Genomic DNA, 18248 nt, shown 5'->3' with positions numbered 1-18248 from the left:
AAGAGTGCCTCTTTCAGGTGGTGATGGTGGTACGCCCGGACAAGGAGTGCGGGCTCGGGGAGAGAAGTCTCAGGAGGTGGTGCGGCCTCGGCGGGCCAGCAGGCGTACGGCGGTGTCGCCGATCAGCTGGATCACGGTCACGATGACGATCAGGAGCGCGACGGTGATGAGCATGAACTGGTTGTCGAAGCGCTGGAATCCGTAGGTGACGGCCTTGGAGCCGAGTCCTTCGCCGCCGACCGCGCCGGCCATCGCGGAGTAGCCGATGAGCACGATGACGGTGGTGGTGACACCGGAGACGAGTGAGGGCAGCGCCTGCGGCAGGAGGACCTTGCGGACGATCGTCGGAATGGATCCGCCCATGGACTGGACGGCTTCGACGAGCCCGTGGTCGACCTCGCGGACCGCCGTCTCGACGAGCCGGGCGAAGAACGGGATGGCGCCGACGGCGAGCGGCACGATCATCGCGGTCGGGCCGATGAAGGTTCCGACGACCCAGGTGGTGAACGGGATCAGGGCGATCAGCAGGATGATGAACGGCAGCGAGCGGCCGATGTTCACGATCACGCCGATGACCTTGTTCACCGGGGTGTTCCGCAGCAGTCCGCCCTTGTCGGTGAGGACGAGCAGGACGCCGAGCGGCAGTCCGACCAGGACGGTGACGACTCCTGACCACAGCACCATGTAGAGGGTGTCGACGGTGCCCTGTGTCAGCAGCGGCTGCATTTCGGACCAGGTCACTTCGCCACCTCCTTGGTGAGCTGTGCGGGAATCGTTGCGGGTTCGGCGTCCGCGCTCTCGACGACCTCGGCCTGCAGGCCCTGCTCGCGCAGGAAGCCGATGGGCACGACGTTCTCCTCGAACCGGCCGGGCAGCTCGATGCGCATCCGGCCGATCTGCCTGCCGCCGACGGTGTCCATCGCGGCGCCCAGGATCGAGATGTCGATGTTGTACGTACGGGAGAGCTGCGAGATGACCGGCCGGGCGGCGGCCTCGCCGTGGAAGGTGACGTCGACGACGGTGCTGTCGGCGCCGGAGGCGCTGCCGCCGACGGGGAACAGCTCGTGGGCGAGTTCGGAGCCGGGGGTGGCGAGCAGTTCGCCCACGGTGCCGGACTCGATGATGCGGCCGCCGCGCATCAGGGCCGCGGAGTCGCAGACGGTCTTGACGACGTCCATCTCGTGCGTGATGAGCAGGACGGTGAGGCCGAGCTGCTGGTTGAGGTCACGCAGCAGCTGGAGGATGGAGCGGGTGGTCTCGGGGTCGAGGGCCGAGGTCGCCTCGTCGGAGAGCAGCACCTTGGGGTCGCCGGCGAGTGCGCGGGCGATGCCGACGCGCTGCTTCTGGCCGCCGGAGAGCTGACCGGGGTAGGCCTTGGCCTTGTCGGAGAGGCCGACGAGATCGAGGAGTTCCAGTGCCTTGCGGGTGCGTTCGCGGCCGGTGACGCCGAGGATCTCCAGGGGGAGTTCGACGTTGTCGCGCACCGTGCGGGAAGCCAGCAGGTTGAAGTGCTGGAAGACCATTCCGATGCGGCTGCGCGCCTCGCGCAGTTCCTTGCCGGCCCGGCGGCCCCGGCCCGCGAGGGCGGTGAGGTCCTGGCCGGCCACGTTCACGGTGCCCGAGGTGGGGCGCTCCAGCAGGTTGACGCAGCGGATCAGGGACGATTTTCCGGCGCCGCTCTGTCCGATGACGCCGTACACCTCGCCCTCGCGGACGTGGAGGTCGACGCCGTCCAGAGCGGTGACCTCACGGTCGCGCGACTGGTAGACCTTCGTGAGGCCCGTAGTGGTGATCACAGGGGTTTCCGTCACTGTCGAGTGCGCGGCGCGGTGTCCGCCGGGCACGGGGCATTCGTCCGGTGGGGCTGTTCGGACGTTCGATCGGACGTTTTCGAGCGGGGTCTCGGCACGGCCCGGCGCGGTGGTGACCGCGGGGCGGCGTGCCGGAGCAGGCTCGTTCCGCTGGGTGCGGACGGCTCGGGCTCGGTCTCGCTTCGGGGCGCGAGGCTCAGGCGGGGGCCCTCAGAAGGCGCGCATTCGACACATACAACGAGCACCGGGCGTCGTGATCGCCTCGGTCGCAAGGGTGCGGCTGCTCGTCGTGGTCATGTCCCAAGTAAAACAGACGTAACGTTCCGCCCGAACCGGTTGTCCGAATAGCGGACGATTGTGGATGGCACGCCGGCCGCGCTCCGACGGCCGCCACGATTTCCGGCCACAACACTGTGACCTGCATTGATACGGGGAACGGCCCCTCGGTGACACTTTCGGTCACCGGTACCGGCCGGCCCTGTCCTGTGGCCAAGGCCACGATCTCCGTGCCGGCACGGGGGCGCCGGCGGCGGGTGGCCCGTTGCAGGCATGGGGGCGCACGCGGCGGGCGGCCCGGCCCGTAATACCCTCGGCTCATGCTTGACGCCCTGACGATCGCGGTCGGCGTGGCCGCCCTCGCCCTCGCCGCCTGGTGCGGATTCGCCGCCTACCGGGACCAGCCGACCAAGGACTGGCACTTCATCGGGATGGCCGTGGTCTCGGTGCTCGCGCTGGCCCAGCTGGTGGTGGGAATCGTGCAGCTGGCCCGCGGCGAGCGGCCGGAGCAGGGCATGACCATCTTCATCGCGTACCTGGTCGGGGCCTTCCTGGCCGTACCGGCGGCGGGATTCCTGTCACTGAGCGAGCGGACCCGTTGGGGTTCGGTGACGGTGGCGGCGGGCGCGGTCGTACTGGCCGTCCTCGAAGTACGGCTCTACGACATCTGGGGAAACTGACCGTGACCGACACCGACAGCAGCCGCGCGGCGGACACCGGCGAGAAGAAGCCCTTCGACCTGGGCACCGGTCCGGGCCGGGTACTGGTCTGGTTCTACGGCGTGTTCACCGTGGCGGCGGCGTCCCGTTCGATCGTCCAGATGATCCTGGACTTCGGCAGGGCGCCGCTGGCCTACGTGCTGTCCGCCGTCGCGGCGCTGGTCTACGGCTTCATCACGTATTCGCTGGTGCGCGGCGGGGAGCGGGCGCGCAGGACGGCGCTGGTGTGCTGCGCCGCCGAGCTCGCCGGGGTGCTGATCGTGGGTACGTGGACGCTGGCCGAGCCGTCCGCCTTCGCGGACGCCACCGTCTGGTCGGACTTCGGCGCGGGCTACCTGCTCATCCCGGCGATCCTGCCGGTCACCGGGATGATCTGGCTGCGCCGCGCGAGGACCGCGTAGGCGCCGGACGGGTCGGACGCAGGACGGATCAGGCGCCGGACGGATCAGGCACTGGTGACGTACGCGGCGGCCGAGGCCTCCTTCTCCAGCAGGATCATCCGGACGCCGTCCTGGCCGGTGGCGTTGCCCACGGGGGCGTAACCGGCCCGGCGGTAGAGCCGCAGATTGCTCTCGCTGAGGTGCCCGGTGTGCAGTTGGAAGCGGGTTGCCGAGCGCTGGTCCGCGAGGCCGGACTCCGCCGCCCGCAGCAGCCGGGCGCCGAGGCCGTGTCCCTGGAGCCTGGGGTGGACGCAGAGCCGCCCGATCTGGCCGATGCCGTCCTGGTCCGCCGATCCCCGTACCGAACCGACGACTTCCTCGCCGAGCCGGGCCACGAACACCAGGTCCGTGGCGATTTCGGCGCGCAGCGAGTCGAGGGTCTGGACGAGTGGGTCGATCCGGTAGTTCCCGTACAGCTCCGCCTCACTCTGAAAACTGAGGTACTGGAGTTTCAAGATCTGTTCGGCGTCCTGTGTGCCCGCCGCCGAGATGATCACGCTCATGCCCATCCGCGCACGCCTCCCGCTCATCTGATCCGCCGGTTGTCTACCGCTCCTTTCCCCGCGGTTCAGGAGCTACAACCTCCGCCGCCAGCATTCTGCGCAGACATCCAAGGCATCGGGAACGGATCGGGCCCAAACTCCCCTGTGACATAGCCAACTCCCCTGCGATCTCCCGGTAGGTGGGATCGTGCGGGGCGAGCAGTGCTCTCAGCAGCCGTGAACAGCGGGCGGGGAGCCGGTCCACCGCGGCACGCAGGACCCGGCGTTCGTCGGCGCCGGCGAAGGCCCGTTCCGGGCAGCCTGCCGGGTCGGGGGCGTGCTCGTCGCGGTAGGGCCGTTCGTTGCGGACGGCCCGGCGGGCCCGGCGGGCCTCTCCCCGCACGGTGTCCCGGACCCAGCGTGCGGCGTCCTCGGGCGGCCCGTGTTCGGGCAGCCGTTCCAGCAGGCGCAGCCAGACGGCCTGTTCGAGATCGGCGCGGTCGACGGCGGCGCCGGTGGCCGAGGCCGCCGCCTCGGCTCCGGCCTCGGCGCTGACCAGCGGGTACAGGGTCCGGACGACAGCCGCCGGGGCCGGCGGGGACGGCGCCGGGAGAAGATCGAGAAGCGTCATGCCCCCACCCGACGCGGTTGTCCACCGGCCGGTTGCCGAACCGGCCGGGCACCACCCGACCGGGGCACTCCCCGGCCGGGTGCTGACGGACCGGCGAACCGTCGGACGGACCCTCGCGCCGCCCCTGCGCCCATCTGCCGGGGCGGGTCCGCTACTTGTGCGTGAAGTCCGCCGCCGCGAGCAGCGCCGTGTCCGGGTTGTCGGAGAAGATCCCGTCGATGCCCGTCGCGAAGTACGCGGCGAAGGCGCCGAACGCGTCGCCGTACGCGTTCGGGTCGCTGCCGCGCCGGAAGTCGGCGGGCAGGAAGGTGTTCTCGTTGCGCATCGTGTAGGGGTGCAGGATCAGCCCCTGGGCGTGCGCGTCGCGCACCAGGGTGGTGGGCTCGGCGAGCCCGCCGGAGGCGTTCTTGGGGATGATCAGGTCCAGGGTCGGGCCGATGCCCTGGGCGAAGGACGCCAGCCACTTCAGGCCTGCGGGCTTCACCAGGTCGTCGGTGGTGCGCGGGTCGCCGGTCGCGGTGAAGTCCCAGGGCTGGGTGCCGGTGCCGGAGAGGAGGACGATGCGCGGGGTGGCGACGAGCTTCGACAGCCGCTGGATGCTGCTGGGCTCGAAGGACTGGAGGATCAGCGGCGACTGGGCGCGGTGGCGGTCGTAGCGGCGCAGCAGCCTGACGAGGCGCTCCTCCAGGCCGAGGCCGAGGCCCCGGAAGTAGGTGGGGTGCTTGGTCTCGACGTACAGCCAGACCTGCTTACCGCGCCTGCGGCCCTCGCGGTCGGCCCACTGGAGGACCTCCTCGAAGGTGGGGATCTCCCAGCGGCCGTCGTACAGGGTGTTCTTCTGGCGGTTGCCCGGGATGCGCTCCTTGGCGCGCAGCGTCTTCAGTTCGGCGAGGGTGAAGTCCTCCGTGAACCAGCCGGTGAGCGGGATGCCGTCGACCGTCTTGGTGGTCCTGCGGCTCGCGAACTCGGGGTGGGCGGAGACGTCGGTGGTGGCGGTGATGTCGTTCTCGTGGCGGCAGACGAGGTGGCCGTCCCGGGTCGGCACCAGGTCCTGCTCGATGATGTGCGCGCCCATGTCGAGGGCCAGCTGGTACGAGCCGAGGGTGTGTTCGGGGCGGTATCCGCTGGTGCCCCGGTGTCCGATGACGGTCGGCACCGGGAGGTCGAGGCGGTGTCCGGAGCCGCCGTGGCCACCGGAGGGCTCCGGGGTGTTCCCGGCGGCCCGCGCCGTCCCGGACAGGCCGGCGGCCGCGGTACCGAGTACCGCGGCCCCCACGCCCATGACGGTCCGTCGTCCGGGTGTGGCGTGCGCACGCTCTGTCATGAAGGCTCCTCGCATATGATGTCCGGCATCTGTCGAGCGGGGCCCGAGCGTAGGCAGTACGGCCGTCCGGACGGCGGCACCCGGGCCAACGTGGCGCAAACACACGTCAACACTGCGTATCCACTGCGTGAACCCGATGTGCGATCAGCGAGTACCCGCGAGTATCGTCCTCACCTGCATGGACCGCTCAATCCGTCGCTCGGCCGGCCCGGCCACTACACCGGAGGAACCGTTGTCCCGACTCGCACTCATCAAGGCAGTGCTCGGACCGATCCTGCGCCTGATGTTCCGGCCGAGGGTGGAGGGCATCGAGAACATTCCGGGATCCGGGCCGGTGATCCTGGCGGGAAATCACCTCACGTTCATCGACTCGATGATCATGCCGATCTGCTGCGAACGTCCGGTGTACTTCATCGGCAAGGACGAGTACGTCACCGGCAAGGGCCTCAAGGGCCGTCTGATGGCGTGGTTCTTCACGGGTGTCGGCATGATCCCGGTGGACCGGGACGGTGGCCGGGGCGGTGTCGCGGCGCTGATGACCGGGCGCCGGGTGCTGGACGAGGGCAAGGCGTTCGCGATCTACCCGGAGGGGACCCGCTCCCCCGACGGGCGCCTCTACCGGGGCCGTACGGGTATCGCGCGGCTGACGCTGATGACGGGTGCGCCGGTCGTGCCGTTCGCGATGATCGGTACGGACAAGCTCCAGCCGGGCGGCTCGGGCGTGCCCCGGCCGGGCAAGGTCACGGTCCGCTTCGGTGAGCCGATGGAGTTCTCCCGCTACGAGGGCATGGACCGCGACCGCTATGTGCTGCGGGCGGTGACGGACTCCGTGATGGCCGAGGTGATGCGGCTGTCCGGCCAGGAGTACGTCGACATGTACGCGACGAAGGCCAAGGCCGCCTGAGCCCGCTCAGGACACAGGACGCAGGTCTTACGGAAGGGCCCGTACCCCGGTTGGGGGTACGGGCCCTTCCGCGTACCGGTTCCACCCGTCCGGCTCAGGGGCCGGTGCCGGCGGGGGCCGGGCGGCGTCAGTCGTGGACGATGCCTTCCTCCAGCTCCTGGCCGCGCAGCAGGTACCAGGCCGCGACCGCCGTCGCGATCAGCACGGCCGCGCCGACGGCCGAGGCCAGCCGCAGCCCGTCCACGAACGCGTCCTGCGCGGCGGAGACCAGAGCGGTCCCCTGCTGCCCCGGGAGCGTCTTGGCCGCTTCGACCGCGCCGCCCAGTGATTCGTGGGCGGCCGACGAAGTGGCGGCCGGTACCCCCGCCGGAGTGGCGAAGCCCTGGTAGACCCCGGTCACGACGGAGCCGAGCAGGGCGATGCCGAGCGCGGCGCCGAGCTCGTACGCCGTCTCGGAGACCGCGGAGGCGGAGCCCGCGTGCTCCTTGGGGACGCTGGAGAGGATCACGTCGGAGGTCACCGTGAAGGCGAAGCCCGCGCCCACGCCCACGACCAGCAGGAGGGCACCGATCAGCGGGTACGCGGTCTCCTTGTGGATCGCGGCGACCGCGGCCAGCGACAGGCCGATGGCGCCGAGGCCCCCGGCCACCACGGACCGTACCGAGAAGCGGCGGGCGGTGGTCCCGGCCAGCAGGCCCGCGGTGACCGCGCCGACGGCGGCGGGCAGTTCGGCCAGGCCCGCCTCCAGCGGTCCGCGGCCCTGGACCAGTTGCAGGAACTGGGAGAGGAAGAAGACCAGGCCGGACAGGCCGAGAATGGTCAGCAGATCCGCGAGGACGGCGCCGGAGAAGCCCCGGTGGTGAAAGAGCCGCATGTCCAGCAGTGGTGCGGGGAGGCGGAACTGCCGGCGGACGAACCAGACGAGGGCGGCAGCTCCCCCGGCGCCCGCGAGCGCGACCGGCCAGCTGCCGCCGTGCGCCGCCAGCTCCTTGATCGAGTACACGACTCCGAACATGCCGACCAGCGAGAGACCGACGCTCATCACGTCCCACGGTCCGGGCGCCGGGTTCTTCGACTCCGGGATCAGCTTGATCCCGACGACGACGAGCACGGCCATGACCGGCAGGTTGATCAGGAAGACCGAGCCCCACCAGAAGTGCTGCAGGAGGAAACCGCCGACGACCGGTCCGACGGCCGCACCGGCCGAGGCCATCGCCCCCCAGATGCCGATGGCGAGGCTCCGTTCGCGCGCGTCGTGGAAGATGTTGCGGATCAGGGCGAGGGTGGACGGCATCAGAGTGGCTCCGGCGACGCCCAGCAGGGCACGGGCCAGGATCATCATCTCCGGCGTCGTCGCGTAGGCGTTGAGCACCGAGACCGCGCCGAAGGCGGTGGCTCCGCAGAGCAGCAGCTTCTTGCGGCCGATGCGGTCACCGAGGCTGCCCATGGAGACCAGGAGTCCGGCGATGACGAAGGAGTAGATGTCACCGATCCAGAGCAGCTGGGTGCCGGTGGGCTCCAGGTCCTCGCTGAGGAACGGGGTCGCCAGACCGAGCACGGTCGCGTCGATGGCGACCAGCAGCACGGCGAGCACGAGCACGGACAGCGCGATCCACCGCCCGGGGCGGCGCAGCTCGGTCGGGGCCTCCGGGTGCTGTTCCATACTGCTCATTGCTCCACGCTCCGGCGCGCGCCGCCGAGCAGCAACTCGACGATCATGTACTGGAAGTCCTGCGCGGCCACCCGTCCCACCTGGACGGCCCAGGCGCCGGTGCCGATCAGCCCGTAGAGGGCCTCGGTCAGCCAGGCGGGGGTCAGGTCGATACGGATCTCGCCGCGTTCCTGGCCGCGCCGGAAGAAGGCGGAGACCCGTGCGTCCAGCCGGTCCCAGCCCTCGTTCACCTCAGCGCCCTCGAAGAGCTGGTTCTCGGTCACGAGGAAGGAGAGCAGCCCGGCGCTCGGTTCGACGGCCGCGACGAACCGGCGCAGCGCCGCCTCGGAGGTGCCCTCGTCGAGCTCGGCGGCGTCGAGCGCCGCCTCGAACTCCTGGATCCCCAGTTCCTCCAGCGCCCTGACCAGGGCGTCCCGTCCGGCGAAGTGCCGGTGCAGGGTGGCGCGGCCGATACCGGCGGACTTGGCGACCTCGTCCATGGTGGCGGTCGATTTACGGGTCAGCAGGGCGGCGGCACTCCGCAGCACCTGCTCACGATCGAGAGTCATGAGACGAGATTAACCCAGATGAGACGATGATGTCTCACTCGGGTGTCGTCAGGCGCCCCTGCGTGTCGCGGGGAGGTGCGGTGCGCCGTCGGAGTGCGCGGTGCGGTACGCCGTCGGGGAAGGCGGGGTGGCGCCGGAAACCGGCCGGGAGGGGAGCGGGCCACGGGCCCGTATCGTGGCGGTCGGCCCCGGAAGTGCGGGGCACCGGCCGGAGGGTCGTGAGCACGAACCCACTCCTTGCCACTTTCAACTTATAGCGCACGGGGGGGCTTGCGGCAAGGCCCCGGTCATGGCGCAGAATCATCGGCCGAAGGCCAGAATTTTGCGGAGACGGGTGAGTCACGAAGTGCGAGTGCTGTTGCGTCCCCGCGGGTCGCGCGGGGACACCGAACCAATGCCGGGGCTCGCTCCGCCACGGTCCGGGTCCGGGTGAACCGCCCGGACCCACCGAGCCAGGACCAGATGACCGAGAACCCGTAAACCCTGGCGCCCCGGACCGGCACCCGGCCACGGCGTACCCCGCCGACGGAGCCCGCCCCCGTCATGGCCACCAGGTACACCGCGCCGGTCCAGGCGCCCCGCCGCACGCGCCGACCGCACGCGGCACCAGATCGGAGCTGACGACGTGAACCCCCTGACCACCAGCGCGTTCGACCTTCCCGACCACCTCTCCCCCAAGGCCGACCCGGCACTGATCGCCGGCGACGAGGAGCACTTCGCGGCCATCGCCGAGTGCCTCGACGAATCGATCTCCGAACTGACCGAGCGGCTCGCCGCCGAGCGCCGGACGCCCGGCGGCGCGGGCAGGCAGGCGATGGACCGGGACGTGGAGATCCACCGGCTGACCGCCCGGTTGCGCGCGCTGCGCCGCTTCGGCCTGGACCTGTGCCTGGGGCACATGGTCGCGCAGGACGACGGCGAGCCCCTGTTCGTCGGACGGCTCGGCCTCACCGACAGCTCGGGCCGCCGGCTGCTCATCGACTGGCGCTCCCCGGCGGCCGAGCCGTTCTTCGGCGCCACCCACGCCAACCCGATGGGGCTGGCGAGCCGCCGCAGGTACCGCTGGACCCGTGGCCGGATCAGCGACTACTGGGACGAGGTGTTCACCTCCGAGGGGTTCGCCGGTCACGCCGCGCTCGACGACCAGTCCGCGTTCATCGCCAGCCTGGGCAGCAACCGCTCGGCCCGGATGCGGGACGTACTGGGCACCATCCAGGCCGACCAGGACGCCATCATCCGCGCGGGCTCCCGCGGCGCGCTCGTCGTCGACGGAGGCCCCGGTACGGGCAAGACGGTCGTCGCCCTGCACCGCTCCGCCTACCTGCTCTACTCCGACCCCCGGCTCGGTCACCGCCGGGGCGGCGTACTGTTCGTCGGCCCGCACCAGCCCTACCTGGGTTACGTCGCCGACGTGCTGCCCAGCCTCGGTGAGGAGGGCGTGCAGACGTGCACCCTGCGGGACCTCGTGACGGAGGGGGCCGCGGCCGGGCCCGAGGCCGACCCGGAGGTGGCCCGGCTGAAGTCCTCCGGGAAGCTGGTGGCGGCGGTCGAAGCGGCCGCGAGGTTCTACGAGGAGCCGCCCGCCAAGGGGATGAAGGTCACGACCCACTGGTCCGACATCCAGCTCACCGCCGCCGACTGGGCCGTGGCGTTCGAGGCGGCGGAGCCCGGTACCCCGCACAACGAGGCGCGCGACCAGGTCCGCGACGAGCTGCTCACGATCCTGGTCGAGAAGCACGAGGGCGACGTCTCGGACGCCGTACTGCGCAAGTCGCTGCTGAAGAACCGGGAGCTGCTCACGACCTTCGACCGCGCGTGGCCGCTGCTGGAGGCGGCCGACGTCGTGGGAGACCTGTGGTCGGTCCCCGCCTACCTGCGCAGGTGTGCTCCCTGGCTCAGCCGCGACGAGGTGTCCCGGCTCCAGCGGGAGGACGCCCAGGCGTGGACGGTCTGCGACCTGCCGTTCCTGGACGCGGCGCGGCAGCGCCTCGGCGACCCGGAGGCGTCCCGCCGCAGCCGCCGGCACCAGGCCGCGCTCGCCGCCGACCGCGAGCACATGGACAAGGTCATCGACACCCTGCTGCAGGCGGACGACGACGGCGAGGGCGCCGTGACGATGCTGCACGGGAAGGACCTCCAGGAGGCCCTGGTCGACGACAACGGGGCAGGCGGCACCGAACCGGACCTGCTCGCCGGACCGTTCGCGCACGTCGTCGTGGACGAGGCTCAGGAACTGACCGACGCCGAGTGGCAGATGCTGCTGCTCCGGTGCCCGTCCGGGAGCTTCACCATCGTCGGGGACCGCGCCCAGGCCCGGCACGGGTTCACCGAGTCGTGGCGGGAACGGCTGAGCAGGATCGGGCTCGACCGGATCAACCTGGCCTCACTGAGCATCAACTACCGGACGCCGGAGGAGATCATGGCGGAGGCCGAGCCGGTCATCCGCGCCGTGCTCCCCGACGCCAACGTGCCGGCCTCCGTCCGCAGCAGCGGCCTCCCGGTCGGGCACGGCTCCACGGCGGAGCTGGGCCGGGTCCTGGACACCTGGCTCGCCGACAACGCCGACGGGATCGCCTGTGTCGTCGGCGATCCGGCGTTCCGGGCGACGCCCCGCGTCCGGTCGCTGGCCCCGGAGCTGACCAAGGGCCTCGAATTCGACCTGGTCGTCCTCATCGACCCGGAGACGTTCGGGGAGGGCATCGAAGGAGCGGTCGACCGCTATGTGGCGATGACCAGGGCGACCCGGCAGCTCGTCATCCTCACGACCCCCTGAAGCCGGGAGCGGGCGCGGCGCCCGCTCCCGGCCGCGCCGCCTCATTCGTCGAGGAGGACCAGATCGTGGCCGGTGAGCCCGGCGGGGTCGCTGATGACGAACAGTTCGACGACCTTCCCGCGCTCGACCGTGAACCTCATGAGTGAGAAGCCCGCTCCCTCGCGCGCCGCGAGGACCGCCGGGGCGCCGTCGAGCAGCGCGAACCGCACCGACCTGGCGTACGGCGCGAACATGATCGCCCGCCGCGCCACGTTCTCGGCCCCGCGCACCACCACGGGGGTCTCGGCGGGACCGCCGGCGGACCGGGACACGACATCGGGGTCGAGCACGGCGACGAGCGCCTCGAAGTCCCCGCCCCGGGCAGCCGCCAGGAAGGCGTCCACGACCTCGCGGCGGCGGACCGCCCCGGAGCCGGGCTCCGGGGCGACGCCACGCACCCGGCGGCGGGCCCGGCTGGCGAGCTGCCGGGCGGCGGCCGGGGTGCGGTCCACGATGCGGGCGATCTCGTCGAAGGGCACCGCGAACATGTCGTGGAGCACGAAGGCGAGCCGCTCGGCCGGGTCGAGCGTTTCGAGGACCACGAGCAGCGCGAGGCCCACCGAGTCGGCGGTCAGCGCCTGTTGCTCCGGGTCGCCGCCGGACTCGGGGTCCGGCACGGGACCGGGCTCCGGCGCCTCGGGCGCCCCGGTCTTCAGGGGCTCCTCGCGGCGGACGCGGCGGACGCGGAGCATGTCGAGGCAGACCCGCCCGACCACGGTCGTCAGCCAGCCGCCCAGGTTGTCGATGGCCGCGCTGTCGGACCGGCAGAGGCGGATCCAGGCCTCCTGGACGGCGTCCTCCGCGTCGTTCGACGAGCCGAGCATCCGATGGGCCACGGCCTTCAGATGGGTGCGGTTCTCCTCGAACCGTGCCGCCAGGATCTCGTTCTCGTCCACAGCCGTCCTCCCGTGTCAGGTGTCCTCACCCCGTTGACGCGGCGGACCCCCGAGATGTGACAGTCGTCCCGGGGGCCGTCGTCCCGGGGGCCGTCGCACGGAGCGGGCGGCTCAGCTCCACGGCAGCGAGGCGCGGTGGCGCCAGTACGCCTCCGGCTCCTCCACCAGCGCGTCCAGCCGGGCCCGCCGCTCCTCGTCGAGGTCGAGGACGGCGGCGTGCAGGTTGCCCGCGAGCTGGGTGACGGTCGCCGCGCCGGAGAGCGCGACCCCGGCCCACGGCTGGTGCAGCACCAGCGCCAGGGCCACCGCGTCGCTGCCGAGCCCCTCCTCGATGGCGATCTCCCGCACCACGGCGGGGGCCTCCGTGCCCGCGAGCCGGCCGTTTGCCATGGCCTCCTTGACGATCACCGTGAGTCCGGCGGCGTGCGCGTCGGCCAGGGCCGGTCCGGCCGAGGTCTCCAGTGCGTTGTAGGTCGCCTGGACCGTACGGAAGAGGGGCTCTCCGTCGACCGTGACGGCGAGCGCGGCCCGGATCGCCTCGGCCTGGGCGGGTCCGCTGGTGGAGAGGCCGATGCTGACGCCCTCGGCGGCGAGCGCGGCGAGGCGGGCGTGCAGCTCCTTGTCCGTCAGGGCCGGGCTGTCCGCGGTGACGGAGTGGATCTGGTAGAGGTCGAGCCGGTCACCGAGCAGCTCGGCGGTCTCGGCACGCTGGCGCTCAAAGGTGGCGAGGCTGTGGTCCTTGACCTCGTGCGCCTCGGCGTCGACGTTCCAGTCGGCGGTGTACGTGTAGCCCCACTTGCTCCCGATGACGACGTCGCGCACCTCGGGCCGGGCCGCCAGCCATTCCCCGAGGAACTCCTCGGAGCGGCCGTAGGAGCGGGCCGCGTCGAAGTAGCGGACGCCCTGGGCGTAGGCGGCGTCGAGCAGTTCGTGGGTGCGGGCGCGCAGCGCGTCGGCGGTGCGCTCGTCCGGCAGGTCGCGGTCGCGGTGGAGATTGATGTAGCCGGGCCTGCCGACCGCTGCCAGGCCGAGCCCGATGTGGGCGGTCGGGGTGGTGGTACTGGCCAGTCGGGCGAAGGGCATCGCGGGCTCCTCGTGTTCGGTGGGGCAACGCGGCCGGGGCCGTCCGGCCCCGGCCTGCCGCACAGGTCATGGGTGTGCACCTGCCCGGACCCGGCCCGGACAGGCCCCACAGAACCAACGTAGCCCGCGATGCCCGTCCGGCTACTTACGGGCCGCGGCCCAGGCGTGCTGTGTCGCGAGGTCCGCCTTGACCTCGGCCAGCTGGACGGCGACCGCCGAGGGCGCCGTGCCGCCGCGCCCGTCGCGGGAGGCCAGCGCCCCGGCCACGTCGAGGACCGTGCGGACCTCAGGGGTGAGGTGCTCGGAGATCTTCGCGAACTGCTCGTCGGTCAGCTCGTCGAGCTCGATGCCGTGCCGCTCGCACTCCTTGACGCAGGCGCCCGCGACCTCGTGGGCGACGCGGAACGGCACGCCCTGCTTGACCAGCCACTCCGCGATGTCGGTGGCGAGCGAGAAGCCGGCCGGGGCCAGCTCCTCCATGCGCTCGCGGTTGACAGTGAGCGTGGCCATCATGCCGGTGAAGGCCGGGAGCAGGACTTCGAGCTGGTCGCAGGAGTCGAAGACCGGCTCCTTGTCCTCCTGGAGGTCGCGGTTGTACGCGAGCGGCAGGGCCTTGAGCGTGGCCATCAGTCCGGTGAGGTTGCCGATGAGCCGTCCCGACTTGCCCCGCGCCAGTTCGGCGATGTCGGGGTTCTTCTTCTGCGGCATGATCGAGGAGCCGGTGGAGAAGGCGTCGTGGAGGGTGACGAAGGAGAACTCCTTCGTGTTCCAGATGATGATCTCCTCGGCGATCCGGGAGAGGTTGATGCCGATCATCGCGGTGATGAACGCGAATTCGGCGACGAAGTCCCGCGAGGCCGTGCCGTCGATGGAGTTGGCCACCGAGCCGCGCTCGAAGCCGAGGTCGGCCGCGACCGCCTCCGGGTCGAGGCCGAGCGAGGAGCCGGCGAGCGCGCCCGAGCCGTAAGGCGAGACAGCGGTCCGCTCGTCCCACTGGCGCAGCCGCTCGGCGTCCCGGGACAGGGGCTGCACATGGGCCAGGACGTGGTGGGCGAAGAGCACCGGCTGGGCGTGCTGGAGGTGCGTACGGCCGGGCATGGCCACGTCCGGGTGGGCCTCCGCGAGGCCGACCAGGGCGTCCTGCAGCTCGGCGATGAGACCGCCGATGACGCGGGCGTGGTCGCGCAGGTACATCCGGAAGAGCGTGGCGATCTGGTCGTTGCGGGAGCGTCCGGCCCGCAGCTTGCCGCCGAGGTCGGGGCCGAGCCGCTCCAGCAGCCCGCGCTCCAGGGCGGTGTGGACGTCCTCGTCCGCGACGGTGCCGGTGAAGGAGCCGTCCGCGACGTCCGCCTCCAGCTGGTCGAGCCCCGCGGTCATCCGCTTCAGCTCGTCCTCGGTGAGCAGCCCCGCCTTGTTGAGGACGCGGGCGTGGGCGCGGGAGCCGGCGATGTCGTACGGCGCGAGGCGCCAGTCGAAGTGGACGGACGCGGACAGCTTGGCCAGCGCCTCGGCCGGACCGTCCGCGAACCGGGCGCCCCAGAGGCGTACGTCGCTGTTGCCGTTGCCGTTGCTCACTGCGTGCTCCTCGGAAGAACAAGGGGGTTGGATGTGCGGCCGCCTCCCCGCGCGGACGGCCGGGGAGGCGGTGACGTAACGGGGTGGGATCAGGCCAGGTCACGCGTGGCGGCGATCTTCGACGAGAGGCCGAAGATCTCGGTGGAGCCCTGCGCCGCGGACTGGTCGAAGGTGTCGCCGGAGTCGTACGTGGCGAGGTCGTACAGCGACTCGCTGGACCGGCGGCCGGTGACGACGGCGCGCTCCGTCACGCTCTTCTCCTCACGCCGCGATCACTGGTAGGCATAATTATGCGTTCACCCGTATGGTTTGTCAAAGTCGCAGGTGAGGGAGGGCCCGGAAGGCGTCTTATGAGGCAGATACTCGCTGGCCGACCGCCACTCGCCGGCCCTAGCATCGGCACCCGGCACACACGAGGGGGCGGCCGATGACCACGGACTGCGCGGCGGCGGAACGACTGGCCCGGGGGCTTGCGCTGCACGACGCCCTGGATCCCTCGTCCGCGCACTCATGGGTGGCTCTCGACCTCGGGGTGCGCATCCTGACCTGGGAGTCACCGCACCTGCTTCCAGCACATGCCTGGGCGGCCGGGCGGCGGCTGCGGTGGGACTGGGACGCCCCATTGCCGTCCGTCCGCCCGCGCGAGCGCCCGCTGTCCGAGAGCGAGCTGGCCCTCGCCCTGTGCCACCCGGACGGCAGGGTCCGGGAGGCCGCCCTCGGCCGGGTGGCCGGGGCCGGGGCCCTGCTGCCGCTGGTGATCGTCCGCTGCGCGGACTGGGCGGAACCGGTACGCGAGCGGGCCAGGGAACTGCTGTCCCGGGAGCCCGCGACCGCCCTCGTGCCGTGGGCCGGGCTGGTGCTGCTGCTGTCCCGGCGCGCCCAGGGCAAATTCGCGCTCGACCTGCTCGGACGGGCGCTGCGTGAGGGGCCCGCCGCGCAGGTGGAGGCGCTGCTCGGGAGCGACGACCGCGCCACCCGCAGGTTCGCCCACCGCGTCGCGGTCGCCGGCCGGCTGCTCACGCCCGGCCGGCTGGCCCGTATCGCGGCGGGTAGCGACGACGCGACCCTCCAGGACCTCTGCGCGGACGAGGCCATCGCCTCGATGGGCGAGGAGGACCACGACCTCGTGGTGAGCCTGCTCCTGGCGGCCCGCGCCCCGCGCGTGCGGGCCGCCGGGGTCACCGCGCTGCGCCGCACCGGGCGGCACGGCGAGGCCCGCGGCTTCCTCGCGGACCGTTCGGGCGTCGTCCGGGCCTGCGCCCGCTACGTGCTCCGGCAGGGCGGCGTCGACCCGCTGCCGCTGTACCGCTCGATGTGCGCCGCTCCGGCCGACCACCCCGGGGCCTGTGCGGGGCTGGGCGAGTGCGGGGTGAGCGGCGACGCCGAGACGCTGTGGCCGCTGCTGGACCATCCGCTGCCCGCCGTCCGCCTCCACACGGTCGCCGGTCTGCGGGCCCTCGACGTCGTCACCCGCGAGCGGCTCGCTCCGCTGCTCGACGACACCTCGTCGGCCGTCGCCCGTGCGGCGACCCGGGCGCTGCTCCCGGACGCGGCCGGCTTCTCCCCGCAGTGGCTGTACGAGCGGGCGGCGGCGGACCGGCCGCGTGCGGTGCGGATCGCCGCGCGGCGGCTGCTGCGCGCGGCCGGCCGCGCCTGTCCTGCCGGCTGAAATCCCCGTGTCCGTAAGGGAACCGGGGATGACAATCGAACGCATGGGAAAGACATACGAACGCATCGACGGGCGGCTGCGGACCTTCATCGAGACGCAGCACATCTTCTTCACCGCGACCGCGCCACTGGACGGCGACGGCACGGTCAACCTCTCCCCCAAGGGCGTCAGCGGCTCCTTCGTGGTGCTGGACGAACAGCGCGTGGCGTACCTGGACTTCGCCGGCAGCAACGCGGAGACCGTCGCCCATCTGCGCGAGAACGGCCGGATCACCCTGATGTGGTGCGCCTTCCAGGGCCCGCCGACCATCGTGCGGGTGCACGGCCGAGGTGAGCCGGTCTTCCGCGACGACCCCCGCTTCCCCGGTCTGCTCGGGCGGTTCGACGGGGTGGACGCGGCGCCGCACGGGCTGCGGGCGATCATCGTGGTGACCGCCGGGCTGATCCGGGACACCTGCGGATACGCCATCCCCTTCATGTCGTACGAAGAGGACCGGCCGCTGCACGCCCGGCGGTTCGCGCGGGAGGACGACGCCTCGCTGAGCGCCTACTTCGAGAAGAAGGAGCACGTCGCCACCAGCATCGACGGCCTGCCGGGGCTGCCGCTCCCGCTGCCGGTCATGCCGCCGTCGCCGTGAGCGGTTGGGCCGTACGGAGCAGGCGCACGGGTGGTGGCGCCCGGACCGGTCTACGGTCCGGGACATGCGCAGATGTCTGGTGACCGGTTCGGTACTGCTCGCCCTCACGGCACTCGTCGGGGCCGGTCCGCCGGCGGACCGGCCGCTGCCGCACCGGCTGGCCGACACGGGCGGCGGCTCCCAGCTGATCACCGCGGAGGCCGCCGCCACCGGGGCCACCACGGGCACGGTCACCTGGTGGAACAGGCGCTCCGGACGGTGGGTGGCGGCCGGTTCGGCGCCGGCCCGGTTCGGGGCCAACGGGCTGGCCGAGGGCGCCTCGCGCGAACAGGGCACGAACACCACGCCCACCGGCCTCTACGACCTGCCGTACGCCTTCGGGGTGGCGGCGGCCCCGCCCGGTACCCGCTACTCCTACCGCCGGGTCCACAACGGGTCCTGGTGGTGCCAGGACAACGCGGCGCGGACGTACAACCGGTGGGTGGAGCCGAGGCCCGCCGACTGCCGGGCGTCCGAGGCCGAGCACCTGATCACGTATCCGGCGCAGTACGCGCGTGCGCTCGTCGTCGGCTTCAACTACGACCGTCCGGTGCGCGGGCGGGGGGCCGGGATCTTCCTGCACGTCAACGGGCGCGGTGCGACCGCCGGTTGCGTCTCCGTACCGGCGGCCGCGATGGACCGGATCCTGGCCTGGGCCGATCCCGCCCGTCATCCGCACCTCGCGATCGGGACCCGTTCGGGCCCGACCGCGATCACGCGCTACTGAGCC

General features: G+C 72.0%; 17 protein-coding genes and 1 pseudogene. 7 read left to right on the top strand and 11 right to left on the bottom strand.

Features of this window, described 5'->3' with window-relative positions; translation table 11 throughout:
- Positions 1 to 69: 69 nt before the first annotated feature.
- Positions 70 to 741: a methionine ABC transporter permease gene (locus ACGFU6_RS34845; protein WP_393616583.1), complete on the bottom strand. Its 672-nt coding sequence runs from the start codon at positions 739 to 741 to the stop codon at positions 70 to 72.
- A complete protein-coding gene (locus ACGFU6_RS34840; protein ID WP_393616582.1) occupies positions 738 to 1796 on the bottom strand; it encodes a methionine ABC transporter ATP-binding protein in 1059 nt (352 codons plus the stop codon). Before ACGFU6_RS34840 ends, ACGFU6_RS34845 begins: the two co-directional genes overlap by 4 nt.
- A gap of 611 nt (positions 1797 to 2407) precedes the next feature.
- On the opposite strand from ACGFU6_RS34840, the gene ACGFU6_RS34835 reads away from it, so the two are divergent.
- Entirely contained in the window at positions 2408 to 2767 is a 360-nt protein-coding gene (locus tag ACGFU6_RS34835; protein ID WP_073737483.1) for a hypothetical protein, read from the top strand.
- 2 nt (positions 2768 to 2769) lie between these two features.
- Positions 2770 to 3207: a hypothetical protein gene (locus ACGFU6_RS34830; RefSeq protein WP_393616581.1), complete on the top strand. Its 438-nt coding sequence runs from the start codon at positions 2770 to 2772 to the stop codon at positions 3205 to 3207.
- 44 nt (positions 3208 to 3251) lie between these two features.
- On the opposite strand, the gene ACGFU6_RS34825 is transcribed toward ACGFU6_RS34830, so the two are convergent.
- The 3 genes from ACGFU6_RS34825 to ACGFU6_RS34815 all read right to left on the bottom strand — a co-directional run bounded on the left by ACGFU6_RS34825 (position 3252) and on the right by ACGFU6_RS34815 (position 5683).
- On the bottom strand, positions 3252 to 3755 hold the full coding sequence (locus ACGFU6_RS34825; RefSeq protein ID WP_393616608.1) for a GNAT family N-acetyltransferase: 504 nt from the start codon (positions 3753 to 3755) through the stop codon (positions 3252 to 3254).
- Between the two features lie 37 nt (positions 3756 to 3792).
- Positions 3793 to 4359: a sigma-70 family RNA polymerase sigma factor gene (locus tag ACGFU6_RS34820; protein WP_393616580.1), complete on the bottom strand. Its 567-nt coding sequence runs from the start codon at positions 4357 to 4359 to the stop codon at positions 3793 to 3795.
- A 151-nt stretch (positions 4360 to 4510) separates the two neighbouring features.
- Positions 4511 to 5683, bottom strand: a complete 1173-nt coding sequence (locus ACGFU6_RS34815) for a glycerophosphodiester phosphodiesterase (protein WP_393616579.1) — start codon at positions 5681 to 5683, stop codon at positions 4511 to 4513.
- 232 nt (positions 5684 to 5915) lie between these two features.
- Between ACGFU6_RS34815 and ACGFU6_RS34810 the strand changes: the two genes are divergently transcribed.
- Positions 5916 to 6587: a lysophospholipid acyltransferase family protein gene (locus ACGFU6_RS34810; protein ID WP_393616578.1), complete on the top strand. Its 672-nt coding sequence runs from the start codon at positions 5916 to 5918 to the stop codon at positions 6585 to 6587.
- 127 nt (positions 6588 to 6714) lie between these two features.
- On the opposite strand, the gene ACGFU6_RS34805 is transcribed toward ACGFU6_RS34810, so the two are convergent.
- Together ACGFU6_RS34805 and ACGFU6_RS34800 are read right to left on the bottom strand one after the other, a co-directional pair.
- Complete coding sequence (locus ACGFU6_RS34805) at positions 6715 to 8259, bottom strand: MFS transporter (RefSeq protein WP_393616577.1); 1545 nt, start codon at positions 8257 to 8259, stop codon at positions 6715 to 6717.
- Positions 8256 to 8807 carry a TetR/AcrR family transcriptional regulator gene (locus ACGFU6_RS34800; RefSeq protein ID WP_393616576.1) on the bottom strand — a complete coding sequence of 184 codons (552 nt, stop codon included), beginning with the start codon at positions 8805 to 8807 and terminating at the stop codon, positions 8256 to 8258. The genes ACGFU6_RS34805 and ACGFU6_RS34800 overlap by 4 nt, the downstream gene beginning before the upstream one ends.
- A 625-nt stretch (positions 8808 to 9432) precedes the next feature.
- Between ACGFU6_RS34800 and helR the strand changes: the two genes are divergently transcribed.
- Positions 9433 to 11580 (top strand): RNA polymerase recycling motor ATPase HelR, encoded by a 2148-nt coding sequence (gene helR / locus ACGFU6_RS34795; protein WP_393616575.1) that lies wholly within the window; start codon positions 9433 to 9435, stop codon positions 11578 to 11580.
- Positions 11581 to 11621: 41 nt separating this feature from the next.
- Here helR and ACGFU6_RS34790 read toward each other — a convergent pair whose 3' ends face one another.
- The 4 genes and pseudogenes from ACGFU6_RS34790 to ACGFU6_RS34775 form a co-directional block, all read right to left on the bottom strand.
- Positions 11622 to 12515 (bottom strand): sigma-70 family RNA polymerase sigma factor, encoded by an 894-nt coding sequence (locus tag ACGFU6_RS34790; RefSeq protein WP_393616574.1) that lies wholly within the window; start codon positions 12513 to 12515, stop codon positions 11622 to 11624.
- A gap of 111 nt (positions 12516 to 12626) precedes the next feature.
- The gene (locus ACGFU6_RS34785) at positions 12627 to 13598 is read right to left on the bottom strand and encodes an aldo/keto reductase (protein WP_393616573.1); all 972 of its coding nucleotides are present in this window, start codon (positions 13596 to 13598) and stop codon (positions 12627 to 12629) included.
- A gap of 141 nt (positions 13599 to 13739) precedes the next feature.
- Positions 13740 to 15173 (bottom strand): argininosuccinate lyase, encoded by a 1434-nt coding sequence (gene argH, locus ACGFU6_RS34780; RefSeq protein ID WP_393616572.1) that lies wholly within the window; start codon positions 15171 to 15173, stop codon positions 13740 to 13742.
- Between the two features lie 89 nt (positions 15174 to 15262).
- Positions 15263 to 15415 (bottom strand): annotated as a pseudogene (locus tag ACGFU6_RS34775) (argininosuccinate synthase); the annotation flags it as partial.
- A gap of 185 nt (positions 15416 to 15600) precedes the next feature.
- Here ACGFU6_RS34775 and ACGFU6_RS34770 point away from each other — a divergent pair.
- The 3 genes from ACGFU6_RS34770 (at position 15601) to ACGFU6_RS34760 (ending at position 18245) form a co-directional block, all read left to right on the top strand.
- The gene (locus tag ACGFU6_RS34770) at positions 15601 to 16842 is read left to right on the top strand and encodes a hypothetical protein (RefSeq protein ID WP_393616571.1); all 1242 of its coding nucleotides are present in this window, start codon (positions 15601 to 15603) and stop codon (positions 16840 to 16842) included.
- A gap of 43 nt (positions 16843 to 16885) precedes the next feature.
- Positions 16886 to 17479, top strand: a complete 594-nt coding sequence (locus ACGFU6_RS34765; protein ID WP_393616570.1) for a pyridoxamine 5'-phosphate oxidase family protein — start codon at positions 16886 to 16888, stop codon at positions 17477 to 17479.
- A 64-nt stretch (positions 17480 to 17543) separates the two neighbouring features.
- Positions 17544 to 18245, top strand: a complete 702-nt coding sequence (locus ACGFU6_RS34760; protein WP_393616569.1) for a L,D-transpeptidase — start codon at positions 17544 to 17546, stop codon at positions 18243 to 18245.
- Positions 18246 to 18248 lie beyond the last annotated feature (3 nt).

This window comes from Streptomyces sp. NPDC048462, assembly GCF_043200175.1.
Taxonomy (GTDB): Bacteria; Actinomycetota; Actinomycetes; order Streptomycetales; family Streptomycetaceae; genus Streptomyces.
This window is presented reverse-complemented; position numbering and strand designations above follow the sequence as displayed.